The sequence below is a fragment of the Streptomyces sp. NPDC005263 genome, assembly GCF_042872365.1.
GTDB lineage: Bacteria > Actinomycetota > Actinomycetes > Streptomycetales > Streptomycetaceae > Streptomyces.
Window position 1 is genome coordinate 1,163,537 of sequence record NZ_JBIAKJ010000002.1, and the last position, 25,248, is coordinate 1,188,784.

The following is a 25,248-nucleotide window of genomic DNA, read 5'->3' on the forward strand; positions in this document are numbered from 1 at the left end:
TCAGCCTCCTTGGACGGCGGTCAGGACTTCGACGCGGTCACCCTCGGCGAGGGACGTCGAGGACCATCGCGCGCGCGGGACGACGGTTTCGTTGAGGGCGGCGGCCACTCCGGAGGGGGCCGCGGTGAGGGAGCGCACGAGCGTGTCCAGGGCGGTGCCCGGGGCGACCTCCCGCGGCTCGCCGTTGACCGAGACGTTCATACGGGCAGCTCCGTGCGGACGGCGCTGAAGCGCCTGGGCGTGAAGGGGCGGGCCTCGTCCGGGAGTTCACCGGTGACCAGGGCGTGCGCCAGGACGTCGCCGGTGACCGGGGTGAGCAGCACGCCGTTGCGGTAGTGCCCGGTGGCCAGCAGCAGCCCGTCCAGACCGGTTGGGCCGAGCAGCGGAGCGTTGTCGGGGGACCCGGGACGCAGACCGGCCCGGGTCTCCGTGAGCGGCAGCTCGGTGATCCCGGGGACCAGCTCGTGGGCGTCCCGCAGCAGCTCGTACACGCCGCCCGCGGTCACCGTGGTGTCCCAGCCCAGTTCCTCGCTGGTGGCGCCGACGACCAGCTCGCCGTTGCTTCTCGGCACCAGGTAGACCTGGCTGCCGCGCACCACGGCCCGCACCGTCCGGCTCAGGAACGGCGCGTACCGCTCGGGCATCGTCAGCCGCAGCACCTGCCCCTTCACCGGCCGCACGGGCGGCAGGACGTCCGGGGGGACCCCCGCGAGGCGCCCGCTGAGGCTGCCGGCCGCCAGCACCACCTGTCCGGCGCCCAGCGTCACGCCCTCACGCGTGACGACACCTCTCGCCCGCTCCCCTGCCACCGACAGCCGTTCGGCCCAGGTGCGGTGGAAGGCGACCCCGGCCCGCTCGCACGCGGTCACCAGGGCGTCGGCCAGCCGTCGCGGATCGATCTGGTGGTCGCCGTCGACGCGCAGCCCGCCGCGCACGCCCGGCGCGAGCATCGGCTCCAGGCGGCGGCACTCGCGCCCCGACAGCCACTCGGAGTCCAGCCCCGACTGCCGTTGCAGGGCGTGCAGTTCGCGCAGATGGGCGCGGTCGTCGGCGTCCAGCGCGACGGCGAGCGTGCCGCTGCGGCGGTAGCCGAGGTCGCGGCCGGTGAGGTCGGTGAGCTCGGCGGCGAAGTCCGGATAGCGGCGGGCCGACTCCAGGTTCAGGCCGAGCAGGGTCTGCTCGCCGTAGTGCAGTTCGGTGACGGCGGCCAGCATCCCGGCCGCCACCCGGGCGGCGCCGCCGCCCGGTTCGGGGTCCACCACGGCCGTGGCGAACCCGCGCTGCGCGGCTCGCCACGCGGTGACCAGGCCGATGATGCCGCCCCCGACGACCAGGACGTCCGAGGTGGCCGATGCATCTGGCGTACGCGACATGGGTGTCCAGCTCCTCCCTTCGCCGGCATGACCCGGATCAGGTTCGTACGGTCGGAGGCCGCCAGCCTCCCTCTCAGCCCGGTGCGTCCGGGCTCCCGCGAGTGCTTTACGTTGGCCACCCTAGCCCGACGCCGTCCCTCTCAGTAAGGGAGCCTCCGCCCGTGCCACGCCCGCCCGCCCCGCCCTCAAGATCTCTCGACGGACTCGTCCTGGCCCCCGTCGCCGACCAGGCCCCAGGTCAGGTGGGCACCCGCACCCGGTTCACGTACCACGAGAAGGACGGCGAGATCTGGGCCGAGTACGCGGGTGGGGACGTCGTCCGCGGGTACCTGGTGGGGACGCGGGAGGGCGACCGGCTGGACTTCCGGTACGTGCAGCTCAAGCAGGACGGGACGACGTCCTCGGGGCACTGTGTGTCGGTGGTCGTCGAGCTGTCCGACGGTCGCGTGCGGCTGGAGGAGAGCTGGGAGTGGGAGTCGCAGACCGGTAGCGGAACGAGCGTTGTGGAGCAGCTCACTGAGCAGACCGCCTGACTGACTGTTCGTCAGTTGTCTAAGGTGATCACGTGAGCGAGCAGACGCAGGAACAGGGAATCTCCACGAACCGGCGTGTCGTCGTGGTGGGCGCGGGCATGGCCGGGGTGCAGACCGCGGTCGCCTTGCGGGAACAGGGTTTCACCGGCACGGTGACCCTGATCGGCGCGGAGCCCCATCAGCCGTACGACCGTCCGCCGCTGTCCAAGGCCGTGCTGCTCGGCAAGGCCGAGGGCGCGGCCTTCGACGTCGACTTCGACGCCCTCGGCATCGAACTGCGGCTCGGGCTCGAGGTGATGGGCGTGCGCCCCGGCGAGCACCGGCTGGACACCGCCGAGGGGCCGGTGCCGTACGACGTCCTGGTCCTCGCGACCGGCGCCGAACCCATCCGGCTGCCGGGCGCCGAGGGCGTGCCCTCGGTCCATCTGCTGCGCACCCTGGACGACGCCGAGCGGTTGCGCCCGGTGCTGGCCCGGCAGGACGACATCGTGGTCGTCGGCGCGGGCTGGATCGGCGCCGAGTTCGCCACGGCCGCCCGCGAGGCCGGCTGCGCGGTGACGGTCGTCGAGGCCGCGGACCGTCCGCTGGCCGGCGCGCTGCCCGCCGAGGTGGCCGCCCCGATGGCCTCCTGGTACGCCGACGCGGGTGCCGTTCTGCGCACCCAGGCGCGGGTGGCGGGTGTCGAGCCCGGGGTGGTGCTCCTGGACGACGGCTCGCGGCTGCCCGCCGGCGCCGTGGTCGTCGGCATCGGCGCCCGCCCGGCCACGGCCTGGCTGGCCGGCTCCGGCATCACCCTCGGCGCCCACCGCGAGGTCGTCGCCGACGAGCGCCTGCGTACCTCCGAACCGGACGTCTACGCGGTCGGCGACTGCGCCTCCTTCCCCTCGGGGAGGTACGGCGAGCGCCTGCTGGTCCACCACTGGGACAACGCCCTGCAGGGGCCGCGCACGGTGGCCGCGAACATCGTCGGCGAGGCCACCGACGAGCCCCCGGCGGTCTACGACCCCATCCCGTACTTCTGGTCCGAGCAGTTCGGGCGCTTCGTGCAGTACGCGGGCCACCACGCGTCCGCGGACACCACCCTGTGGCGCGGCGACCCGTCCGGCCCCGCCTGGTCGGTGTGCTGGCTGCGGGAGAACCGCCTGGTCGCCCTGCTGGCGGTGGGGCGCCCCCGGGACCTGGCGCAGGGACGGCGGCTGATCGAGGCGGGGGTGCTCATGGATCCGGCGCTGCTGGCCGACTCGGCCAGGCCCCTGAAGGCGGCCACGGCGTAGGAGGGAACCGCGGGTCTCGGCCCGGCCCGGATCCCCCGTTCTCTCCCAGGAGAAAACCGCAGGTCCGGCGCTTCTGACTTCCGACTGTCAGTGCGAGATGGCACGCTTGTCCCGTGACCGAGATTGACGCAAAGATCGATGTTCTCGTCCCCGCCTGGCTCACCCTCCCCGACATCGCAGAGATGCTCGATGTCGAGGTGACGCGTGTGCGGCAGCTGGTCAAGGAGGGCCAGCTCATCGCCGTACGCCGTGGTGAGAACCGCGCGCTGCACGTCCCCGCCGCCTTCATCGACGGGGCCGAGCAGAAGGTCGTCAAGGGCCTCACCGGCACCCTGACGCTCCTGCGGGACGACGGCTTCACCGACGAAGAGATGCTCGAGTGGCTCTTCACGCCCGACCCGAGCCTGCCCGGAACCCCCGCCGAGGCGCTGAGCGAGAATCGCGGCACGGAGGTGAAGCGCCGCGCCCAGGCGCTCGCCGTCTGACCCAGCACGCTGCCGATCTGAACATCGCCGGCGTACGGGCCGTGGCTCGAGACAGCCACGGTCGTGGCCGACCGCGGCCGTGGCCCGTACGCCATCCACCACCGGGGGGATCTCCGCATGCCCGACAGCACCGCCCGCGCCCGGCTCGCCGACGCCCGGCTGTACCTCTGCACGGACGCCCGTGAGCGACAGGGTGATCTCGCGGAGTTCCTGGACGCCGCCCTGGCCGGCGGGGTCGACATCGTGCAGTTGCGGGACAAGGGCATGGAGGCGGCTCAGGAGCTGGAGCACCTGAAGGTGTTCGCCGACGCCTGCGCCCGGCACGGCAGGCTCCTCGCGGTCAACGACCGGGCGGACGTCGCCCACGCCGCGGGCGCCGACGTCCTGCACCTCGGCCAGGGCGACCTTCCGGTCCCCGCCGCCCGCGCGATCCTCGGCGACGACGTCCTCATCGGCCGCTCCACGCACGCCGGGCCGGAGGCCGCCGCGGCCGCCGTCCAGGAGGGCGTGGACTACTTCTGCACCGGCCCGTGCTGGCCGACCCCCACCAAGCCCGGCCGCCATGCCCCCGGTCTCGACCTGGTCCGGTACACCGCCTCCGTCGGCACCGAGCGGCCCTGGTTCGCCATCGGCGGCGTCGACCTCGGCAACCTCGACGAGGTGCTGGAGGCGGGCGCCCGCAGAGTCGTGGTCGTCCGGGCGATCACGGAGGCGGACGACCCGGGAGCGGCCGCCGCCGAGTTCGCGAAGCGACTGCGCCAGGCCTCGTGAGGCCCCGGCGACCATCCGATCAGCTTGTCCTATCTGTCCGTCCAATGGGTGGACAGTAAATAGACAAATCGGTCAAAAATCCATGATCCGGTTGGGGGACCGCCGCACCCTGACTAACCTGCGGGTATGGCCCTCGGTACCGCATCCACCAGGTCGGACCACGCACGCACCGTGCGTGACATGCTCGCGACCGGCAAGACGACGTACTCGTTCGAGTTCTACGCCCCGAAGACCCCGAAGGGCGAGCGGAACCTCTGGAACGCGCTGCGCCGGGTGGAGGCCGTGGCACCCGACTTCGTCTCCGTGACCTATGGAGCGGGCGGCTCCACCCGCGCGGGCACGGTCAAGGCGACCGAGGCGATCGTCTCCGACACCACACTCACCCCGATCGCCCACCTCACCGCGGTCGACCACTCGGTGGCCGATCTGCGCAACATCATCGGGCAGTACGCGGACGCCGGCATCCGCAACATGCTGGCCCTGCGCGGCGATCCGCCCGGCGACCCGATGGGCGAGTGGGTGCCGCACCCGCACGGCCTCACCTACGCCGCCGAACTCGTCGAACTCATCAAGTCGTCCGGCGACTTCTGCGTCGGTGTCGCGGCCTTCCCCGCGATGCACCCGCGCTCCGCCGACTGGGACGCGGACGTCCGCAACTTCATCGACAAGTGCCGCGCCGGCGCGGACTACGCGATCACGCAGATGTTCTTCCAGCCGGAGGACTACCTGCGACTGCGTGACCGGGTCGCGGCCGCGGGCTGCGAGACCCCGATCATTCCCGAGGTCATGCCGATCGGCAGCGCGAAGACGCTGGCCCGGATCCCGTCCCTCACCAACGCGTCCTTCCCGCCCGCCCTGAAAGAGCGGATCCTCACAGTCAAAGACGATCCGGCGGCTGTACGCTCCATTGGTATCGAGTTCGCCACGGAGTTCTGTGCGCGGCTGCTGTCCGAGGGAGTGCCCGGGCTGCACTTCATCACGCTCAACAACTCCACGGCGACGCTGGAGATCTACGAGAACCTGGGGCTGCACAACCCGCCGCAGGCCTAGACCGGTCGCACCGGCATACGACACACTGCGTAACGGCCACTGTGAGAGGGGCGTACATGGGCTGGACGGTCCTCTACATCGCGTTCGGCGTCGTCGCGCTGTGGCTGCTGGGCGAGGTGCTGCTGCAGTACAAGGCACGCCTGCGCTGGCGGCTGCTCGCCTTCGCCGGTTTCCTCGTCGTCGTGCTCGGCGTGCTGATCCCGTCGGTGCCCGTCATCGCACTCGGCGCTGTCGCCTTCGCGATCGGCCAGACCTACGTCACCCTCTCCTTCCGCCGTGGCTTCGCGGCCGGTTGGGCGGTCAGCCGCCCGGGCGCCGACGTCAGCAAGCGGCGCCGCGGCAGGGACGACCGCCCGGATCCGGCCCTGGAGGTCACCGACGTCGAGGCGTCCGACGCCGACTACGGGCAGCACGCCGACTTCGGCCGGCACACCGATGCCTACGGCGACGACGAGTACGACCGTGACGACGTGTTCACGCCCGCCCGCCCCGTCGGCCAGACGGCCGCCGAGACCACCTCCGTGTACGAGCCGCAGCCGATGCCCGACGAAACCGGCTCGTACGGCATATACGACTCCGGGTACGCCGCCGCCGACGGTTCCTACGCCGCCGCCGGGCAGACCCAGGACCAGTACGCGACGGCCGCCGCCGACCAGTCGTACTCCTACGACGGCTACACCGGCTACGACCAGCAGCAGTACGGCTACGACGCATCCGGACAGCAGCAGCAGTACGCCGCCTACTCCGACCCGTACATCGGCACCCAGACCTACGACGGTGCCGCGTACGACACCTCCTACGGCGGCCAGCAGCAGTACGGGCAACAGGGCTACAGCCAGGACCAGTACGCTACCGGTGGCTATGGCGAGACCCCGGCGGGCGGGGTGTGGGTGCCGCAACAGCGCAGCACCGACGACCCGTACGGAGACTTCCCGCAGGAGCAGCAGCAGTACGGCCAGCAGGGCCACGACCAGAACCAGGGCCACGGGTTCGACGAGCAGTACCGCTTCTGACGCGTCTCTCAGGGACGGTCGCGCGCGGTCGTCACTGAGAGCCCCGGAACTCCGGTCCCTCCACGATCAGTCCGGCGACGAGCGCGCCCGACATTCCGGCGTGGGGCAGACCGCCGCCCGGATGTGACCAGCCGCCGACGGTGAACAGGCCCGGTATCGCCGTGCTGTTGGAGGGATGCAGCAGACGGCCGTCCCCCGCGGCGAGCGCCGGTGGGGGCACGGCGCCGCCCTCCGCGCCGGTCACGTCCGCGATGTCGGCCGGGGTACGGACCTCGTGCCACAGAAGGCGCTCGCGCAGATCCGGTACGGCCTGCTCGGCGGCCCTCATCATGGTCTCGGTGTACGCGTCCACGACCTCGGGCCCGGGCCGGCCCGCCGGGACCACCGAGGTCAGCGTGACGGCCTCGTGCTCCGGGTCCGGGACGAGTTCAGGATCGTCCGGCCGCAGCACCGTCACCGTCGGACGCCAGGGCGTCGCGGGAGCCGCGGCGAACAGAGCGTCCAACTCGCTCTCGCGGTCGGGCGCGTGCACCACGGTCCGGTGCGCAGCCTCCTTCCCACGCCCGCCGCGCAGCGCCAGCAGCACCGTCATCCGGCTCGGCAGCCCGCGCTGCGGCGCCACCTCGTCCGCGCCCCGCGCCGCCGCCTGACCGACGACGCGGCTCAGCACCTCCGGCGCGACGCCGGCCACCACGAACTCGGCCTCCGCGACCGCGCCGCCCGCGAGTTCCACTCCCGCCGCCCGGCCGTCCTTCTCCAGCACCCCGGTGACCTCGGCGCCGAAGACGAACTCGACCCTCCTGGCCACGCACCGCTCGTACACCGCGCGCGCCAACTCCCGTATACCGCCGCGGACATACCAGGTACCGAAGGCGTGCTCCAGGTACGGCAGCACGGCCGCGCTCGCCGGGGCCACCCGCGGGTCGAGGCCGAACGCCAGGGCGTGGCTCTCCAGAAGGGCGATGAGACGGGGGTCGCGCAGTTCCCAGGCGCCGACCTCCGCGAGGGTCGTGGCCCTGCGGGTGCGCAGCAGGCGCTTGTGGGGGACCGCCGGATAGGGCTCGCGGTCGGCCAGCACCGACCAGTTCGGCCACAGCGGCTCCTCCAGGAGCGGTCGCCGGGTCCGGTCCCAGGCCTCCCGGGCCCGGATCAGGAAGTCGCCCCAACGCTGCCCGGCGCCCGACCCGAGCGCCTCGTCCAGGGCCGTGACGACGCCCGCGCGGGAGGCGTTGGGCACGGACAGCCGGGTGCCGTCCGCGAAGACGTGCCGTGCCGACGGGTCGACCTGGACCAGCTCGACGCAGGCCTCGAGCGGTTCCTTGCCGGTCTTGAGGAACAGGTCGCGGTAGACCGCGGGAAGGGGGAGGAGCCCCGGGCCCGTGTCGAAGGAGAAGCCGTCCCGCTCGAAGCGGCGCACCGCCCCGCCGTACGTCTCCGTACGCTCGTACACCGCCACCCGGTGGCCCGCGACGGCCAGCCGGGCGGCGGCCGCCATCGCGCCCGTCCCGGCGCCGATCACCGCAATCCGTGCCATGACCGCGACTCTATCGGCCGCCACCGACAATCCGGCCGCGAGCCTGTGACCAGCGATGTTCCCCGGCTCAGTGGGGCGGTTGCCAGGCCTCGCCCGCGAGCCGCCGCTCCTCGCGGCGCCGGGCCCTGCGGCGCAGGAACCGCCGGATCCTGGAGACCAGGAAGCAGAGCACGACGAGTCCGGCGAGCAGCACCACGCCCGCGATGATCGCCGCCGCCTGTGGATGGAACATCGCGAACGTGACGATCGCGCCGACCCCGAGATCCTCGGCGAGACTGACCACGATGTTGCTGAACGGCTCCGGGGAGGTGTTGACCGCCATCCTCGTGCCGGCCTTCACCGTGTGGCTGGCCAGCGCCGTCGAACCGCCGATCAGGCCCGCCGCCACATCGGACAGCGAACCGCTCTGCCCGGCCAGCAGCGCCCCGACCCACGCACCGGCGACCGGCCGGATCACGGTGTGCGCCGCGTCCCACGCCGAGTCGACGTACGGGATCTTGTCGGCGACCGCCTCGCACAGGAACAACAGGCCCGCCACGAGGAGCACCTCGGGGCGTTGCAGCGTCTGAGGGACGTCGTCGCTCAGTCCCGTCGCGCCGAACACGCCGAGCAGCACCACCACCGCGTACGCGTTGACGCCGCTGGCCCAGCCGCTGGTGAAGACCAAGGGGAGTACGGACACGGACGCGATCGTATCCAGTTGGCGACACCGTGGCCTGAGGCTGAGTGCGCAGGTCTGAGTACGCGTACCTAGGGGGTGAGTTGAGTACCCGCGCGGATGGGGGCCGGCCTCGGTGAACGAGAGAGTGGAGGCACGGAAAAGGGGCGCGGCTCCGGCACCGGCGACACGGGGCGCCGGAACGGAGCGGCCCCGGATCCGCTCCTTCCGCCGGCCGGTGTCGGCGGGAGCGAGGCACGGGGGACCCGGAAAGACGACCGAACGGGGGCCCAGCGGGGGGCACGGGAAAAAAATCGGGGGAGCACGGGGGAGCACGAGGGAGCGCCGGTTCGAGGTGGCCCGCGGGGGACGCGGCCACATCGGACCGGCGCTCTCGTGTGCTCGGCGCAGGGGCGGCGGCCTGCCTCAGCGGCGTCCGCTCACCCGCCCCTGGAGCAGCCGGGACAGCGCCGCGTGCACGTCGTCCAGGGAACGTTCCGGCTGGAACGCCTGCCAGTCCAGGGCGGCCACCAGCACCATGCCGACCAGGGCGGCGGCGGTGAGCTGGACATCGACCTCGTCGCTGAACTCGCCGTTGCCCACGCCCTCGCGCAGGACGCCCTCGACGACCGCCACCGCCTCCTGGCGGACGACCATGAGGGTGGACTGCCAGGCGCGGTTGGTGCGCCACAACTCCGCCACGTACAGCTGGGTGAAGGCCGGGTAGCGCTGGATGAAGACGAGACCCGCGCGGACCATGGCGTCCAGGGCGTCCACCTTGCTGCCGCCGTCCTGCTCGGTCCGCTCGGCCGCCTCCCTCAGGGAGGCGGTGAGCAGGCCCACTCCGTGCCGCAGCAGCTCTTCGAAGAGGACGGACTTGCTCGCGAAGTTGTAGTACACCGTGCCCTTGGCGACCCCCGCGCGTTCGGCGATCTCATCCACGGTGGTGGCGGAGAACCCCTGCTCGGCGATGAGCGTGACGGCCGCCTCGTAGAGCTTCTGCCGGGTGGCCTCGCGGCGTGTGCTGACACCCGGCGTGGTGCTGCTGCTTTCCATGGTCCTGATTCTCACAGGAGCCGGGCTCCGAGGAGTCACCGAAGAGCTCACAGGGTCAGCTCCGGGTGCAGTCGGTCGAGGGTCCAGACCTGACGGCGGCGGGCCGACAGGGCGGTCAGCGCCAGGGCCGCCGCGGTGAACGCCGTCAGGACGGCACACCCCTCCCACACCGGACCCAGCCCGCCTCCGGTGATGAGCCTGCGCAGGGCCTCCACGACATAGCTCATCGGCAGGAAGGGGTGCAGCGCGTTGAAGAAGCCCGGGCTGGTCTGCACCGGATAGGTGCCGCCCGCGGACGTCAACTGGAGCATCAGCAGGGCGAGGACGAGGATCCGCCCCGCCGCCCCGAAGCGTGCGTTCAGCCACTGCACGATCGCCGCGAAACACGCCGTCACCAGGAACAGGAAGCCCACCGTCCCGGCCGCCCGGACCATCTCCAGGCCGATCGCCCAGTGCAGCACGGACATCAGGGCCACGGTCTGCAGGACGCCGATCGCCACCACCGGCAGCCAGCCCGCCAGCGCGATCCTCCAGGCCGGGGCACCCGCGGCCAGCGCACGCCGGTTCATCGGCGTGATCAGCATGTACGCCACCATGGCGCCCACCCACAACGACAGCGGGATGAAGTACGGGGCGAAACCGGTGCCGTAGTTGGGCGCCTTGTGCAGGTCCCTGGAGACCAGCTGAACCGGGTCCGCCATCACGTCGGTGCGCCGGTCGCGGTCCCGCTTGTCGTAGTCGGGGATCTGCCCGGCTCCGTCGTGCAGGCCGTCGGAGAGCTTCCCGGAGCCGTCGACGAGCTTGTACATGCCGCCGCTGAGGTCCTCGGCGCCGGTCCTGAGGGCACCGACGCCCGAGTCCAGGTCCGACGCGCCGGTCTCGGCCGTGCCGAGCCCTTTGTGCAGCTCCTTCGCGCCGGCGGCGACCTTGCCGGCGCCCTCGTTCAGCTTGTCGATCTTCGATACGGCGTCATCGAGGTCCTCGGAGAGATGCGGGGCCCGGTCGGCGAGCGCCTGGGCCTGCTCCTGGAGGGTGCCGAGGTGGTCGTCGAGCTTCTTCAGGTCGCCGTTCTGGTCCGCGACCAGCGTGTTGACGTCGTCGGCGACCTTCGCCACGTCGGCGGCGGCCTGGCGGGCCTTCTTCAGGTCGGCGCAGGCGGCGTCCGGCAGGACGGGGTCCTCGCAGCGTGTCCGGTAGACCCCGTCCAGGGTGTCGGAGGCCGAGTGCGCCCCCTTGGCGGCCGTCGGGGCCGTCTCGACCAGGGTGTCGAGGTTGTGCCGGATCGTCCCGGCGGAGTCGGCCACCAGCTGGGCGGTGTGACCGATGGTCTTCTCGTTGTCGTCGAGGAAGGGGCCCACCGTGTCCGCGACCCCGTCGACCCGGTCGGCGAGGGTCCGGGTGCCCTCCGCGACCTTCCGTGAGCCGTCCTCCAGGTCGCCGGCGCCGGTGTTGAGCCGGGTCAGCCCCCCGGACAGCTTGCCGCTGCCCTTCTTGGCGTCCTTCAGGCCGTCGGCGAGGTCCTTGGAACCCTTCTCCGCCTTGCCGATGCCGCCTTCCAGGTCGTCGGCCCCGTTCGCGGCCTTCACCGTCTCGCCGTGGATGTCCGAGAACGAGATGAAGATCCGGTCCAGGAAGGATCGCGACGCCTTGGTGGAGGCGGCCGACCGCACCTCGCTGAACACCGTCCGCGAGATCTGCCCGACGATGTAGTTGTTCGCGTCGTTCGTGCGGACCTGGAGCGCGCCCGTCTCGGGGGAGTCGCCCGAACTGGAGGCGATACGCCGGCTGAAGTCGGCCGGCATGGTCAGCGACAGGTAGTACCTGCCGTCCTCCACACCCGCGCGTGCCTCGGCGGCGCTCACCTCGTGCCACTCGAAGGTGTCGCTGTCGCGCAGGCCCTTGGTGATGTCCTCGCCGGCCCTGAGCGTCGTCCCGTCGGCCTTCGCGCCCCGGTCGTCGTTCACCAGGGCGACCGGGATGCGGTCGAGTTGCCCGTACGGATCCCAGAAGGACCACAGATACAGGGCGCCGTACAGCAGCGGCAGCACCAGCAACGCGACCAGCGCCGCGCGCGGCAGCCTCCCCCTGCCGAAGCGGCGCAACTCAAGCGCGGCCAGTTTCGGCGAGCGCATCTGCCTTCACCTCCGGGTCGTCGGACGTGCGGGTGGACACCGTGACGGCGCCTTCGGGGGCCCGCGAGCACACGGCCAGGACGGTTGTCCCGGCCTCGGCGATCGACGTCAACAGGGCCCACACCTCGGCCCGTTCGGCCTCGGACAGCTTCAGGTCGACATCGTCGACCCCGAGCAGTCCCGGCCGCCCGACGAGCGCCAGGGCCACCGACAGCCGCAGTGCCTCGACCCGCTCCAGATCGCGTACGGCGGTCCGGGCGCCCTTGGGCAGGTGCTCGAGGTCGAGTCCGGCCAGGGCGAGCGCGGTGTCGATGAGCGTCTTCGACTCGCTCGCCCGCTCCGCCCGCGGACGCAACAGCCCTCGTAGGGGCCCGCCGTAGCGCCTCTGCAGCAGCGCGCGCTCGCGCAGGTGCTCGCCGACGGTCAGGGCCGGTTCGAGGTCGGTGACTCCGCTGACGTGCGCGACCGCGCTGACCCGGCGGACCGCCGCCGACTGCTTCGGCAGCCGGGCCGCTCCCACGGCCGCCGTCCCCTCGGTGGCCCTCATGCGTCCGGTGAGGGCGAGCAAGAGGCTCGTGCGGCCGGAGCCCGAGGAGCCCTCGATCGCGAGCAGCGACCCGGGATCCGCGTCGATGCCGACGCCTTGGAAGGCCCAACCGCGAGGGCCCTTGAGGCCGAAGCCCTCGGCTGTGACGCGGATGCCGTCCACAGTCTCCCCTGCCTCCGTTTTTGAACTGACTGGTCAGTGCAAAAGTAGCTCGAACCTTCGTTTGAGGCAAAAGCCCAGGTCAGAACGGATTGTCAGTGCCATACCGCACGATGGGCACATACGGCATCCCGTATCAGGGCGTGCCGTCAGACGACAGGAGGTTCGTCATGGCCACCTCTCACGCAGCAGCCGCACACCGGCGCCGCGCCACCGGCCCTGCCCCCTCACTGGCCGGCCCGGCGAGCGACGTGCACCCGGTGCTGCGCCGTGCCACGGCCCCGCCCGCCGCCCTCGACCTGCTCGCCCAGGCCCGCGCCGGACTGGACGAGGCCGCCACCCTGGAAACGTCGAACGAGCGCTACGCGACAGCCCACCTCGCGGCCCTGCGCACCGCCGCGGCCGTGCTCGCCGCCCGGGGGCGCCCGGAGACCACGCCCCGACGCCGGGCCCGCATCCGCAGCGCCTGGGAGGTGCTCCCCGAGATAGCCCCCGAACTCACCGAGTGGAGCGCGCTGTTCGCCTCCGGGGCCCGGCGCCGTGCCCGGGCCGAGGCGGGCATCCAGGGCGCGGCCGGCCGCCGGGACGCCGACGACCTGATACGGGACGCGGCGATGTTCCTGCGCCTCGTCGAGCGCATGCTGGTGCTCCAGCCCGTCCTTCCGCAGCCCCGCCAGGACACCGGCCAGCCGGCGGACCAGGACCGGGCCGACCGTGACTTCCCGGACGCCGGCTGACCCGAGGACCGCGCGCCGCCAGGCGCGACGGGAGGCGGTCGGGAGGCGCGGTCTGGAGGCGCGGTCGTGACCTGTCGTCGGGACGTGGCTTCGGGACGTGGCGTCGGGTGCGGCACCGCGATGACCGGCCGCGGTACCGGAGGCGATGTCGCGGCATCGGAGGCAATAGGGTGGGGAAGGCCTGAAGCCTTCCTTCTCCCGTGCTCCGGGGCGGGGAGGCGCCCCGTTCGCTCCGCCGCGCAAGAGGCGGTGCCGCGCCGAGGAGTCAACTGCCGTGTCGGACCCGATGCGCCCCCGCGCCTCCCTCCGTACCGCCGTGGTCTGGGATGTCCTCCAGGACGCCCTCGACCGCCGGGTCAAGGCCACGGGTCGGGAGTCGCTGGACGTCCTCGACACCGGAGGCGGCAGCGGCAACTTCGCGGTACCCGTGGCCCGCCTCGGGCACCGTGTCACCGTCGTCGACCCCAGCCCGAACGCGCTGTTCGCCCTGGAGCGTCGCGCCGCCGAGGCGGACGTCGCCGACCGGGTGCGGGGCGTCCAGGGCGACGCCCACGGCCTCTTCGACGTGGTCGAGCGCGGTGCTTACGACGCGGTGCTGTGCCACGGCGTCCTGGAGTACCTGGACGACCCCGCCGAGGGCGTCCGCAACGCGGTGGCCGCCCTGCGCGCCGAGGGCGTCCTCAGCCTGCTCGCCGCGGGCCTGGGCGGCGCCGTGCTGGCGCGCGCCCTCGCGGGCCACTTCAAGGAGGCCCAGCGGGCCCTCGGCGATCCGAACGGCCGCTGGGGCGAAGGCGACCCCGTACCGCACCGCTTCACCACCGAGCAGCTCACCGGCCTGGTCGAGGGCCAGGGCCTCGGGATCGCCGCGGTGCACGGCGTGCGGATCTTCGCCGACCTCGTCCCCGGTGTGCTGGTGGACACCGACCCAGGCGCCCTGGAAGCCCTGCTCAAGCTGGAGGAAGCCGCGGCCGAGCTCCCCGCATTCCACTCCGTGGCCACCCAGCTCCATGTCCTCGGCGAGACCCGCGGGGCCGACGAGACCTGAGACGTCCCCTGCACGGAGTGAAGGGGCGCCTCGCTGATCAGGTACTTGAGTGCACATGGAGTACGCCACAGGCCACCCGATCGCGCGCGCCGCGCCGTATGATCGAGGGAGACCGCCCGGCATGACGGGTCGGCCGCTGGGGAATGGAATCTTCAGCGAGCCGGGACTGCATGGCGGGATCCGGTTGGCCAATTGGCGCAGAGGGGCGGGTTTCACGGGGGCGATTCCCTGCCTATCCTGAAGGGACCCCCTAGTCGCCCCGGCGACTGCACGATGAGGAGGACTCCGTGCCGCTCTCGGAGCACGAGCAGCGAATGCTCGAGCAGATGGAGCGAGCGCTGTACGCCGAAGATCCCAAGTTCGCGACAGCGCTTGAGGGAAGCGGGCTGCGCACGTACACCCGGCGACGGGTCTACCAGGCGGTCGCGGGCTTCCTCGTGGGTATCGCGCTCCTCATGGCAGGAATGGTCGCCAAGCAGGTCTGGCTCAGTGTGGTGGGCTTCCTGGTCATGCTTGGTTGTGCGGTGCTCGCGGTGACCGGCTGGCGCAAGGCCCCCAAGCCGGGCGAACAGCCCGCTGGTGGCCCACAGGCCCGCAGTCAGGGACGGCAACGGCGCTCCATGATGGACAGGATCGAACAGCGCTGGCAGCGGCGCCGCGACGAACAGGGCCATTAGCTCGGGAAACAGCTCTCACAGACAGGTGAGGGGGTGACCATCCGATGGGTGGTCACCCCCTCACGTATGCCCGCGGCACACATCCCGGTCCGCATCGGGTACGCAGCGGCCTCGTCACGGGCGTGGACGGCTGAGCCTCTTCGGACGGACAGGAGCGGGCGGACAGGAGCGGACGGACAGAGCGGACGGACAGGAGCGGGCCCCGGGCCACATCGACCCGGGGCCCGCTCCTGTGCTGTGGAGCGTGTGCCGCTGTGTTGTGGAGCCTGTGCCGCGGAGCCCGTCTCAGCTGAGGGGACCCCAGGAGACGGCCGGTGGCCTCAGCTCTCCTGCCCCGACGGCTTGCGCGGGCTCGGCCGAGCCGCCGCCACGCGGGCCGCGAGACCGGCCCACCACTCCGACAACGCCCACACCACCCGTATGGCGGAACGCGGGGCCACCACCGCCCGCAGCCTGGTGCTCCCACTGACCGTGCTCCGCAGCCCCACGGCCGCCCGGCGGACGTCGTCGGCGAGACCTGCCGTCGGGCGCGGCCGTGGCGCGTAGAGGACCTGTTCCACGGCGTCCGCCACCCGGTGCACCGAGGCTGCCGCCGCCGGGTCGAGACGTCCGAGCCGGACGATCCGGGCAGCCGCTGTGCGCGGGGTCTGCGACTCGTCGGGTTCGATCCCGACGTCCCACGCCGTGTCGGTCAGCTCCTGCCAGACCGCCAGCGTGCTCAGCGCCACATCGGCTTCGCCGCGGCCGTGACCGCCCAGCCGTACCGCTCTGGTCCGCAGCCGCCACAACATCGGCGCCAGGGGGATCGCCAGGGCGGCCAGGCCACCGAGGACCCACGCCAGCAGCACGTACCACCTCGGGCCGTCGTCGTTCCCGGCGACCGCGGCCTGCGGGGACTGGCTCGCGCAGCCGTCCAGCTTCCGCTGCTGCGGTGTGCAGGTCTCGCTGGCCGACGGGGCGGCGGAGGCCGCCGTGCTCGCCGACTCGGACGGCTGCGAGGGGTTCGGAAGCGTACTGCCGGAGGCGTCCGGGACGGTGTACGACGGCACCGTGCCCCGGCTCGGGGTCGGCTCGAAGCGGGTCCAGCCCACGCCCTCGAAGTACAGCTCGGGCCAGGCGTGGGCGTCCTTCAGCCCGACCGCCACCGACCCGTCCGCCTGCGGGGAGCCGGGCGCGAAGCCCACCGCGACCCGTGCCGGTATGCCCAGGGAGCGGGCCATCGCCGCCATCGCGAAGGAGAAGTGCACGCAAAAGCCCTGCTTGTCCTTCAGGAAGCGGGCGATCGCCTCTGAGCCGCTGCCGACCTGTACCTGGGTGTCGTACTCGAAACCGCCGGTCACGGCGAAGTAGTCCTGGAGCGCGACCGCCTGCTCGTACGGGTTCGTCGCGTTCGCGGTGACCTTGCGGGCCGTGGCCGCCACCACGGGCGGCAGGGAGTCCGGCAGCTCGGTGAACTCGCGGGTCAGGGCCGGAGGCGGAGCCGGCGCCGAGGCGAGCTGCTCGGCCGTCGGCTGTACGTCCAGGCTCTTCACCTCGTACGTCACACCACGGGTGTTCTGGCCGTGGTCCCCGACGAGCGTCATTCCCTCGGGTTCGTAGCGCCAGTTGCCCCCGATCCGTACCCCGCTGGGCGGGTACGGCATCGGCAGCCAGTCCTGGGCGTACCAGTCGGCCGCCGTGATGGTCGTCTCGATCTCGGTGCGCTTGACGTCGGGTCCGAGGCCGATGGGGGTCGGGAACCCGTCCTTCGGTACGGCGGTGATGGACCGCTTGGCGGGCTTCCAGGTCGTGCCGTCGAAGTCGTCCAGTGACACAATCCGCAGATAGAGGTTGGAGACGTCCGTGTCGGCCTCGGGGCGCAGGGAGAGCACCTGCCGGTCCTCGTCCACGTTCAGACTGTCGCGCAGGGAGACCAGCGGGTTGACCGCGGAGATGGTGCCGCCGCCCCCACGGCCGGAGCCCACGCCCGCCCCGGTGCCGTCCAGCAGGCCGCCGTTCATCGCGGGCAGCGCCAACGGCACCACGAGGGCGACGCCCAGCGCGACCGCACCGATGCGGCGCCCGGTGCGCACCGGCGCCACCGCCGCGGACTCCTCACCCGGAACGCGTGCCGCCCCGCCGAAGAGCCGGCCCCACTGGGACAGCCGCTCCCGCCCCTCCGCCAGGAGCAGCAGCAGATAGCCGGCCGCCGCCACCAGGAACCAGAGCCAGTCGGCGCCGCCGTCGGACAGTCCCGCGGCGACCGAGTACAACGCGAGCAGCGGCAGGCCGGCCGGGGCCGCGCTGCGGAAGGTGACCGCCAGCGCGTCCACCGCGAGCCCGATGATCAGCACTCCGCCGACCAGCATCAGCCGGATGCCGTCGGACTCCAGCGGCGCCGGGATCGCGTACCGCGCGATGTCGTCCGAGCCCTGCCGCAGCAGGTCGGCGAAGTGTACGAAGGTGTCCGGGCCGGGAACCAGCCCGGCGACGGCCTGCTCGCGCGCGAAGGTCACGGTCAGCAGCATCAGCGCGACCAGGGCCTGCGCGGCCACGGTCAGCGGCCGGGCCAGCGGCACCCGCCGGGTCGCCGCCCCCACGCCCGACTGCACCGCCAGCAGGAACGCGGCCTGCAGGATCCAGGTGCTCGGCCGGACCAGCGGCAGCAGGGCGCACGCGGCCATCAGCGTGGCCGCCCAGGCGCACAGCGCCAGTCGTACCCGCCCGCTCATGACCACCCCTCCCCGGTGCCGAACGCACCGACCCCGGTGCGTTCCCGCTCCGCCTGGCGCCACAGGTCGTCCAGCGAGGCGCCCCGGGGCACGCTCAGCGCCGTCCAGCCCGCCTCGCGCAACATCCGCAGCCGCTCCCCGCCCCGGTCCGACGGGTCGGACACCTCGCCCGGCTCCCGCACCCAGCTGTCGCTGTCCAGCAGGAAGGCGACCGCTCCGCCGCTGCGCTGCCGCATCTTGCCGGCGATCGCGGCCTGCTCCTCGTCGAGGTCGCCGAAGAAGGCCACCAGCAGTCCTTCGTTGCCGCCGCGCAGCACGTCGTAGGCCCGGGACAGACCCGCGCCGTCCGAGTGGTCGATCACCGCGAGGGTGTCCATCATCAGCCCGGCCGCGTCCGCCGTCCCCTGGCTCACACCCGCGAACCCGTCGGCGCCCTCGCCGGGCACCGAGTTGCCGGTGTCCGTCAGCAGCCGTACCGAGAAGCCTCGTTCCAGCATGTGGACGAGGACCGACGCGGAGCCCGACACCGCCCACTCGAAGGCCGAGTCGGGACCCGCGCCCTCGAAGGCGAGGCCCCGGGTGTCCAGCAGGACCGTGCAGCGGGCGCGCTGCGGTTGCTCCTCGCGGCGCACCATCAGCTCGCCGTAGCGCGCGGTGGAGCGCCAGTGCACCCGGCGCAGGTCGTCGCCGTAGCGGTATCCGCGCGGGATGATGTCGTCCTCGCCGGCCAGCGCCAGTGAGCGGTGCCGTCCGTCGCCGTACCCCTTGGCCTCACCGCTGAGCCGCACCGGCGGCAGCGGCTCCACGCGCGGGATCACCGTCAGGGTGTCGTGCGTCGAGAAGGACCGGGTCAGCTCGCACATCCCGAACGGGTCGGTGAGGCGAAGTTGCAGGGGGCCGAGCGGATAGCGGCCGCGCAGGTCGGAGCGGACCCGGTAGGACACCTCGCGGCGGCCACCCGGCTCCACCCGGTCGAGCACGAAGCGAGGACGCGGACCCAGCACGTACGGCACCCGGTCCTGGAGCATCAGCAGCCCGGTGGGCAGCCGCGAGACGTTGTCCATCCGCAGGTGGACGCGGGCCTCGCTGCCGGCCGGTACGCGCCCGGGGGAGAGCCGGCGGCTGCCGGCCACCCGGTAACGGGTGCGGAAGAGCACGGTGGCGCAGATCAACGGCAGCGCGGCCAGCAGCAGCCCGACCCGCAGCAGGTCGGGCTGCCCGAGAACGTACGCGCAGATGGCCGCGGCGACACCGGCGGCGAAGAAGGAGCGGCCACGGGTGGTCAGACCGGCCAGCGCGGTGCGCATCCCGCCCTTCTCGCCGCGGTCGGCCTCGGCCGGCCCGGTTCCCCCGGAGGTCATCACAGCCTCCGCGGCGGCTGCGAGCCCAGCGCGGTCGCGCCGCGACCCAGACCGATGCCGCCCTGCTGGGGCGCGGCGGGCACCGGGGTGCGCTGCAGGATCTCCTGCACGACCTGCTCGGCCGTACGGCGGTTCAGCTGGGCCTGGGCGGTCGGCAGCAGACGGTGGGCCAGGACCGCCGAGGCAAGTGCCTGCACGTCGTCCGGCAGGGCGTACTCCCGGCCGCTCAGGGCGGCGGACGCCTTCGCCGCGCGCAGCAGGTGCAGCGTCGCGCGCGGGGAGGCGCCGAGTCTGAGGTCGGGGTGGGTGCGGGTGGCGGCGACCAGGTCGACCGCGTACCGGCGGACCGGGTCGGCGACGTGGACGCCGCGGACGGCGTCGATCAGCTTCAGGATCTCGTGCGCGTGCGCCACCGGCTGGAGGTCGTCCAGGGGGTTGACCCCGCCGTGGATGTCGAGCATCTGCAGCTCGGCCTCGGCGCTCGGGTAGCCGATGGAGACGCGGGCCATGAAACGGTCGCGCTGGGCCTCCGGCAGCGGGTAGGTGCCCTCCATCTCGACCGGGTTCTGCGTGGCGACCACCATGAAGGGGCCGGGCAGCTCGTAGGTCTGCCCGTCGATGGTGACCTGGCGCTCCTCCATCGACTCCAGGAGCGCCGACTGCGTCTTCGGCGAGGCCCGGTTGATCTCGTCGCCGATCACGATCTGCGCGAAGATCGCGCCCGGCTTGAACTCGAAGTCCCGGCGCTGCTGATCCCAGATGGACACCCCGGTGATGTCCGAGGGCAGCAGGTCGGGCGTGAACTGGATACGCCGCACCGAGCAGTCGATGGACCGCGCCAGTGCCTTGGCCAGCATGGTCTTGCCTACGCCGGGGACATCCTCGATCAGAAGATGTCCCTCGGCGAGCAGTACGGTCAGCGAAAGCCGTACGACCTCGGGCTTGCCCTCGATCACACCCTCCACCGAACTGCGGACACGCTCCACAGTGGCGGTCAGATCAGTGAGGCTCGCTCGATCGTCATAGGTCGTCACCCGGCCCTCCTCGGCCCGTTCTTTCCGGGCCGACGCACTCGATGCGCGACCGGCCCACCCCGGAACACGGACACCACACGAGGACAGTTCCGCGTGACGTCACACCCGCATTCTTGCTGCCGTTACCGTTTCGTGTCACTCGCCTGTGGATAACTGCCAGCGATATGTCAGGGCTTGCGGTCTTTTGAGTGCGCGAGGGCCGGGAATTAACAGCGAATCGACAGCTGCGGCGGTTGGTCACGAGCGTTCGCGCGGTCTGCCGGACGACCGCGCGGGGCCTGTTGGACGCCTACGCGGGGTCGATCTCGCGCAGCAGTCCGGTCTTCACGTCGAAGACGAAGCCGCGGACGTCGTCGGTGTGCTGCAGGAACGGCGAGGTCCGCACGCGCTGCATCGACTGTCGTACGTCCTGCTCGACGTCCCGGAAGGCCTCCACCGCCCAGGCCGGACGCTGGCCCACCTCCATCTCCAGGTCGGTGCGGAACTCCTCGGTGATCGCCTCCAGGCCGCAGCCCGTGTGGTGGATCAGGACGACGCTGCGGGTGCCGAGCTTGCGCTGGCTGATGGTGAGTGAGCGGATCACGTCGTCGGTGACGACACCACCGGCGTTGCGGATGGTGTGGCAGTCACCGAGTTCCAGGCCGAGCGCGGCGTGCAGGTCGAGTCGTGCGTCCATGCACGCCACGACTGCCACGCCCAGAACGGGTCGGGCGTCCATGCCGGGGTCGGTGAAGTCGGCCGCGTAGCGCTCGTTCGCCTCGACGAGGCGGTCGGTGACGGTGCCGTCAGTCACTATGGCGGCGTCGGGACCTGCGGGAACCGATGCGGAAGTCGTCATAGGCATCACGGTACTGGTCACGCTCGAATCGGGCCCGGCGTGAGAGTGGACAAAGAACGCCATTGAGTCTTGTTGTGAGCTAACCCACACGGGGGGTGCGAGTGTGACCGTACGAGTGATTCTTCCCGTTTCGCCGTATCGACGGCACCCGCGAGCGCGACGCGCAGGCCGGTTGATTGACCGTGCGGGGCCGTGGACTAAAGTGACGCGAAGCGGGAGGCGAGGCCTCCCTGCGGACTGTTTTCCCCTGGAGATCCCGGCGATTTTCCGGAGATCTCCCCACGTGCGCGGCGCGTACGTACGGCTCGGCCTCCTCCCGCTCCCGGTCGGCTGACGCTCCCGGCGCCGGCAGGCCGCCCCTTCACCGGGGTCGCCCCCAGCGAAACTGGGGAAGGGCGGGGACCCGGCGGTGCGTACGGCCCGCGCCGGACCTGAGAGGGCCCAGATTCGATGGGGCGCGAAGCGCATTCGAGCAAGGGCGGTGGCGGGCGACAGGTGGGAGAGAGCCGACACGTCCCGGTGATGCTCCGACGGTGCCTGGACCTGTTGGCGCCCGCCCTGGAGCGGCCGGGAGCGGTGGTCGTCGACTGCACACTCGGCCTCGGCGGCCACAGCGAGGCCCTGCTGGCGAGGTTCCCCGAGGCCCGGCTGGTCGCCCTGGACCGGGACAAGGAGGCCCTGCGCCTGTCCGGCGAGCGGCTCGCGCCCTACGGGGAACGCGCCGACCTCGTCCACGCGGTGTACGACGAGCTGCCCGAGGTCCTGGACCGGCTCGGTGTGCCCCGCGTCCAGGGCGTCCTGTTCGACCTCGGTGTCTCCTCCATGCAGCTCGACGAGGCCGACCGAGGCTTCGCCTACGCCCAGGACGCCCCGCTGGACATGCGCATGGACCAGACGACCGGCATCAGCGCCGCCGAGGTCCTGAACACCTATCCGCCGGGCGAACTCGTGCGGATCCTCAGGGCGTACGGCGAGGAGAAGCAGGCCAAGCGGATCGTGTCCGCGATCGTGCGGGAGCGCGAGAAGGAGCCGTTCAGCAACAGCGCACGGCTCGTGGAGCTGATCCGGGACAGCCTGCCGCAGGCCGCCAAGCGCACCGGCGGCAACCCGGCCAAGCGCACCTTCCAGGCCCTGCGCATCGAGGTCAACGGTGAACTCTCCGTGCTGGAGCGGGCGATCCCGGCCGCGGTGAAGGCGCTGGACGTGGGCGGCCGGATCGCCGTCCTGTCGTACCACTCGCTGGAGGACCGGCTGGTCAAACAGGTGTTCGCGGCCGGCGCCGCCACCACCGCGCCGCCCGGGCTGCCCGTCGTCCCCGAGCGCTACCAGCCGCGGCTCAAGCTGCTCACGCGTGGTGCCGAACTTCCCACCGAGGAAGAGATCGCCGAGAACCGGCGGGCGGCACCGGCGCGACTGCGCGGAGCCGAGCGCGTCAGGGAGGACGTCGAGTGAGGCAGACGCAGGGGCGGGGCTGTCCGGTGTGCGGCCCGGCCCCGGGGGCGGGCAGGTCGGACATCGGGACGCAGGGGGAGGGCGAGTGAGGAGCAGACCCCGACTGAGGGGCAGGGCCGCACGGCTCGCACGGCTCATCCCGGTCTCGGCGGGCTCCGGCCAAGCCGCCCGCACCCCGTTCGTCCTGCTGGTGGTGCTCCTGCTCGGCGGTGGCCTGATCGGGCTGCTGGTGCTGAACTCCGCCCTCTCCGAAGGCTCGTTCACACTCGACGACGTGCAGAAGGGGACGACGAACCTCACCGACGAGGAACAGGCGCTGCAACGGGACATCGACGCCTACTCGGCCCCCGAAGCCCTCCAGCGCCGCGCCCGTGAACTCGGCATGGTGCCGGGCGGCGACCCGGCCTTCCTGAACCCCGACGGCACCGTCAAGGGCGTACCGACCCCCGCAGCCGACGCCCGACCGGCCTCCGTACGCGTCCCGCTCGCTCCGGCCCCCGAAGCGATGGGCCTGGAGCCCCAACTGCCCCCGGCGACCGGCACCCCGGCCCCGGCGGCCATCGCGCCGACCCGGACGCCCGTGCCCGCCGCCGCGGCCCCCGCCGGGCAGGCCGTTCCCGCGCAGCAGGCCGGGCCGGCCTCGGCGGCCCCGTCCTTCACGACCCCGACTCCGACCCCCGGCAGGTGACGGAAGTGTCCGACAGGCAACCGCCGCGCCGCCGCGTGCCCCGCCCCGCCCGTCCCGAGCGACCCGCCCGTCCGGTCGCCCGGCGTGGCCCGGGCTCGGGCCCCGGCGCCCGCCCGGCCCGCCGACCGGCGCCCCGCCCCGCTGCCCCCAACGCCATCCGGCTGGGCAGCCCCCGCCCGCGGCTGCGCATGGTCGGCCTCGCCCTCGCCCTCGTCCTCATCGCCTTCGTCGTACGACTGCTCCAAGTGCAGGCCGTCGACGCGAGCACATACGCCGCCAAGGCCCAACAGAACCGGTACGTCGGCTACACCCTGGCCGCCGACCGGGGCGGTATCACCGACCGCTCCGGCGTGTCCCTCGCGACCAGCGTGGACGCGTACACCATCACCGCCGACCCCACGCTGTTCTCCCGCAAGCAGCTGAAGGTCGACGACGGGCCCGAGCAGGCGGCCGCCCTCCTCTCCCCGATCCTCGGGGTCGACCAGGACACGCTCGTCAGGAAGCTCAGGCCCGCCAACCCGAACCTGCGCTATGCCGTGCTCGCCTACCGTCAGACCCCGCAGGTCTGGAAGCAGATCAAGGACCTGAAGGCGGCGCTGGCCGACAAGGCCGAGACCGACCCGCGCACCGTCAACGCTCTCGCGGGCGTCCTCGCCGTCCCCACCAGCAAGCGGGTGTACCCGAACGGAGATCTCGCCGCTGGGATACTGGGCTGGGTCAACGCCGAGGGCAAGGGCGCCGGAGGTGTCGAACAGCAGCTCAACGGCCTGCTCTCGGGCAAGGACGGCAAGATCCGCTACGCCCAGGCCGGGGGCCGCCAGGTGCCGACCGTGGGCTCCACCGAGACGCCCGCCGTGCCCGGCAGCGATGTCGAGCTCACCGTCGACCGGGACATCCAGTGGGCCGCGCAGAACGCGATCACGGATCAGGTCAAGGAGTCCGGGGCGGACCGCGGCTATGTGGTGGTGCAGGACACCCGCACCGGTGAGATCCTCGCCATGGCGAACTCGCCCGGCTTCGACCCCAATGACCTGTCCAAGGCCAGCTCGGTGAACATGGGCAACGCCGCCCTCCAGGACGCGTACGAGCCGGGCTCCACCGCCAAGGTCATGTCGATGGCCGCGGTCCTGGAACAGCACGCCGCCACCCCCGAGACGCATGTCGTCGTGCCCAACCGCCTGCACCGCGGCGACCGGCTGTTCAAGGACGACATCGACCACCCGACCTGGTACCTCACCCTCAACGGCGTGCTCGCCAAGTCCAGCAACATCGGCACCATCCTCGCCACCGGCCAGCTAGGCAAGACCCAGCGGCAGGCCAACCAGGTCCTCTACTCCTATCTGCGCAAGTTCGGCATCGGCAGCTACACCGGACTCGACTTCCCCGGCGAGACGAAGGGCATCCTGGCGCCGCCCGGCACCTGGTCGACCTCGCAGCAGTACACGATTCCTTTCGGCCAGGGCGTGTCCCTCAACGCGGTGCAGGCCGCCTCCGTCTACTCCACCATCGCCAACGGCGGCGTACGCCTGGAACCGTCCCTGGTACGCGGCACGAAGGGGCCGGACGGACGCTTCACACCCGCCGCGAAGCCCAAGGAGACAAGGGTCGTCAGTGCCAGGACGGCCAAGACCCTCGCCAAGATGCTGGAGTCCGTCGTGGACGACGAGGAGGGCACCGGCATCGAGGCGCGCATCCCGGGGTACCGGGTCGCGGGCAAGACGGGCACCGCCAACCGCGTAGATCCGGCCACCGGCAAGTACAAGGGCTACACCTCCTCGTTCGCCGGATTCGCGCCCGCCGACAAGCCCCGCGTCACCGTCTACTGCGCCATCCAGAACGCCACCAAGGGCAGCTACTTCGGCGGCCAGATCTGCGGACCCGTCTACAAACAGGTCATGGAGTTCGCCCTGAAGTCGCTGCAGGTCCCGCCGACCGGGGCCAAGGCCGTCAGCTTCCCGGTCACCTACAAACCCTGACCGGCCGGGCCCCTGGTCCGACCAGTCAGGACCCCACGTCCTGATCAGCACCGAGCACCCAGGAACCACCTCGTGACAACGATCACCCCCGATTCCGGGAACCAGGCAACGCCCGGCCCCTCACTTCGCTCCGAGGCCGGTGCG

At 72.1% G+C, this 25,248-nt stretch carries 23 protein-coding genes and 1 riboswitch; of the genes, 12 read left to right on the top strand and 11 right to left on the bottom strand.

Features of this window, described 5'->3' with window-relative positions; genetic code table 11:
* Positions 1-201: a sulfur carrier protein ThiS gene (thiS, locus tag ACFYRY_RS12475; RefSeq protein WP_389143095.1), complete on the bottom strand. Its 201-nt coding sequence runs from the start codon at positions 199-201 to the stop codon at positions 1-3.
* Positions 198-1,373, bottom strand: coding sequence for a glycine oxidase ThiO (gene thiO / locus ACFYRY_RS12480; protein ID WP_389143097.1), 1,176 nt, complete (start codon positions 1,371-1,373; stop codon positions 198-200). The genes thiS and thiO overlap by 4 nt, the downstream gene beginning before the upstream one ends.
* Positions 1,370-1,482, bottom strand: a riboswitch (TPP riboswitch). (Overlaps the previous gene by 4 nt.)
* Positions 1,483-1,534: 52 nt before the next feature.
* Between thiO and ACFYRY_RS12485 the strand changes: the two genes are divergently transcribed.
* The 6 genes from ACFYRY_RS12485 to ACFYRY_RS12510 all read left to right on the top strand — a co-directional run bounded on the left by ACFYRY_RS12485 (position 1,535) and on the right by ACFYRY_RS12510 (position 6,499).
* A complete protein-coding gene (locus tag ACFYRY_RS12485) occupies positions 1,535-1,906 on the top strand; it encodes a hypothetical protein (RefSeq protein WP_389143100.1) in 372 nt (123 codons plus the stop codon).
* A 32-nt stretch (positions 1,907-1,938) separates the two neighbouring features.
* Positions 1,939-3,180 (top strand): NAD(P)/FAD-dependent oxidoreductase, encoded by a 1,242-nt coding sequence (locus ACFYRY_RS12490; RefSeq protein ID WP_389143103.1) that lies wholly within the window; start codon positions 1,939-1,941, stop codon positions 3,178-3,180.
* Between the two features lie 113 nt (positions 3,181-3,293).
* Complete coding sequence (locus tag ACFYRY_RS12495) at positions 3,294-3,665, top strand: Rv2175c family DNA-binding protein (RefSeq protein ID WP_389143105.1); 372 nt, start codon at positions 3,294-3,296, stop codon at positions 3,663-3,665.
* A 117-nt stretch (positions 3,666-3,782) separates the two neighbouring features.
* Positions 3,783-4,436, top strand: coding sequence for a thiamine phosphate synthase (thiE, locus tag ACFYRY_RS12500; protein WP_389143108.1), 654 nt, complete (start codon positions 3,783-3,785; stop codon positions 4,434-4,436).
* Positions 4,437-4,562: 126 nt separating this feature from the next.
* Positions 4,563-5,486, top strand: a complete 924-nt coding sequence (metF, locus tag ACFYRY_RS12505) for a methylenetetrahydrofolate reductase [NAD(P)H] (RefSeq protein WP_389143111.1) — start codon at positions 4,563-4,565, stop codon at positions 5,484-5,486.
* A 56-nt stretch (positions 5,487-5,542) separates the two neighbouring features.
* Complete coding sequence (locus ACFYRY_RS12510) at positions 5,543-6,499, top strand: hypothetical protein (RefSeq protein WP_389143114.1); 957 nt, start codon at positions 5,543-5,545, stop codon at positions 6,497-6,499.
* A 31-nt stretch (positions 6,500-6,530) separates the two neighbouring features.
* Here ACFYRY_RS12510 and ACFYRY_RS12515 read toward each other — a convergent pair whose 3' ends face one another.
* From ACFYRY_RS12515 to ACFYRY_RS12535, 5 genes are all read right to left on the bottom strand, one after another.
* Positions 6,531-8,033 (bottom strand): phytoene desaturase family protein, encoded by a 1,503-nt coding sequence (locus ACFYRY_RS12515; protein WP_389143117.1) that lies wholly within the window; start codon positions 8,031-8,033, stop codon positions 6,531-6,533.
* A 67-nt stretch (positions 8,034-8,100) separates the two neighbouring features.
* On the bottom strand, positions 8,101-8,715 hold the full coding sequence (locus ACFYRY_RS12520; protein WP_389143120.1) for a DUF4126 domain-containing protein: 615 nt from the start codon (positions 8,713-8,715) through the stop codon (positions 8,101-8,103).
* Between the two features lie 402 nt (positions 8,716-9,117).
* Positions 9,118-9,747 carry a TetR/AcrR family transcriptional regulator gene (locus ACFYRY_RS12525; RefSeq protein WP_389143122.1) on the bottom strand — a complete coding sequence of 210 codons (630 nt, stop codon included), beginning with the start codon at positions 9,745-9,747 and terminating at the stop codon, positions 9,118-9,120.
* Between the two features lie 47 nt (positions 9,748-9,794).
* Positions 9,795-11,879: a YhgE/Pip family protein gene (locus tag ACFYRY_RS12530; protein ID WP_389143125.1), complete on the bottom strand. Its 2,085-nt coding sequence runs from the start codon at positions 11,877-11,879 to the stop codon at positions 9,795-9,797.
* Complete coding sequence (locus ACFYRY_RS12535; RefSeq protein ID WP_389143128.1) at positions 11,851-12,588, bottom strand: ATP-binding cassette domain-containing protein; 738 nt, start codon at positions 12,586-12,588, stop codon at positions 11,851-11,853. The genes ACFYRY_RS12530 and ACFYRY_RS12535 overlap by 29 nt, the downstream gene beginning before the upstream one ends.
* Before the next feature lie 167 nt (positions 12,589-12,755).
* Between ACFYRY_RS12535 and ACFYRY_RS12540 the strand changes: the two genes are divergently transcribed.
* From ACFYRY_RS12540 to ACFYRY_RS12550, 3 genes are all read left to right on the top strand, one after another.
* Entirely contained in the window at positions 12,756-13,322 is a 567-nt protein-coding gene (locus ACFYRY_RS12540; RefSeq protein WP_389143131.1) for an SAV_6107 family HEPN domain-containing protein, read from the top strand.
* Positions 13,323-13,596: 274 nt separating this feature from the next.
* Positions 13,597-14,367, top strand: a complete 771-nt coding sequence (locus ACFYRY_RS12545) for a class I SAM-dependent methyltransferase (protein WP_389143133.1) — start codon at positions 13,597-13,599, stop codon at positions 14,365-14,367.
* A gap of 287 nt (positions 14,368-14,654) precedes the next feature.
* Positions 14,655-15,044 (top strand): DUF3040 domain-containing protein, encoded by a 390-nt coding sequence (locus tag ACFYRY_RS12550; RefSeq protein WP_389143136.1) that lies wholly within the window; start codon positions 14,655-14,657, stop codon positions 15,042-15,044.
* Between the two features lie 320 nt (positions 15,045-15,364).
* Here the strand turns inward: ACFYRY_RS12550 and ACFYRY_RS12555 are convergent, their stop codons facing one another.
* From ACFYRY_RS12555 to ACFYRY_RS12570, 4 genes are all read right to left on the bottom strand, one after another.
* Positions 15,365-17,755 carry a DUF3488 and DUF4129 domain-containing transglutaminase family protein gene (locus tag ACFYRY_RS12555; protein WP_389143138.1) on the bottom strand — a complete coding sequence of 797 codons (2,391 nt, stop codon included), beginning with the start codon at positions 17,753-17,755 and terminating at the stop codon, positions 15,365-15,367.
* Entirely contained in the window at positions 17,752-19,116 is a 1,365-nt protein-coding gene (locus ACFYRY_RS12560; protein WP_389143141.1) for a DUF58 domain-containing protein, read from the bottom strand. The genes ACFYRY_RS12555 and ACFYRY_RS12560 overlap by 4 nt, the downstream gene beginning before the upstream one ends.
* Positions 19,116-20,150: an AAA family ATPase gene (locus tag ACFYRY_RS12565; RefSeq protein WP_389143144.1), complete on the bottom strand. Its 1,035-nt coding sequence runs from the start codon at positions 20,148-20,150 to the stop codon at positions 19,116-19,118. The genes ACFYRY_RS12560 and ACFYRY_RS12565 overlap by 1 nt, the downstream gene beginning before the upstream one ends.
* Before the next feature lie 289 nt (positions 20,151-20,439).
* A complete protein-coding gene (locus ACFYRY_RS12570; protein ID WP_389143147.1) occupies positions 20,440-20,988 on the bottom strand; it encodes a beta-class carbonic anhydrase in 549 nt (182 codons plus the stop codon).
* A gap of 495 nt (positions 20,989-21,483) precedes the next feature.
* Between ACFYRY_RS12570 and rsmH the strand changes: the two genes are divergently transcribed.
* The 3 genes from rsmH to ACFYRY_RS12585 all read left to right on the top strand — a co-directional run bounded on the left by rsmH (position 21,484) and on the right by ACFYRY_RS12585 (position 25,104).
* Positions 21,484-22,440 (top strand): 16S rRNA (cytosine(1402)-N(4))-methyltransferase RsmH, encoded by a 957-nt coding sequence (gene rsmH, locus ACFYRY_RS12575; RefSeq protein WP_389143150.1) that lies wholly within the window; start codon positions 21,484-21,486, stop codon positions 22,438-22,440.
* A gap of 85 nt (positions 22,441-22,525) precedes the next feature.
* Positions 22,526-23,128, top strand: coding sequence for a septum formation initiator family protein (locus ACFYRY_RS12580; RefSeq protein ID WP_389143153.1), 603 nt, complete (start codon positions 22,526-22,528; stop codon positions 23,126-23,128).
* Positions 23,125-25,104 carry a peptidoglycan D,D-transpeptidase FtsI family protein gene (locus tag ACFYRY_RS12585; protein WP_389143156.1) on the top strand — a complete coding sequence of 660 codons (1,980 nt, stop codon included), beginning with the start codon at positions 23,125-23,127 and terminating at the stop codon, positions 25,102-25,104. Before ACFYRY_RS12580 ends, ACFYRY_RS12585 begins: the two co-directional genes overlap by 4 nt.
* Positions 25,105-25,248: the final 144 nt, after the last annotated feature.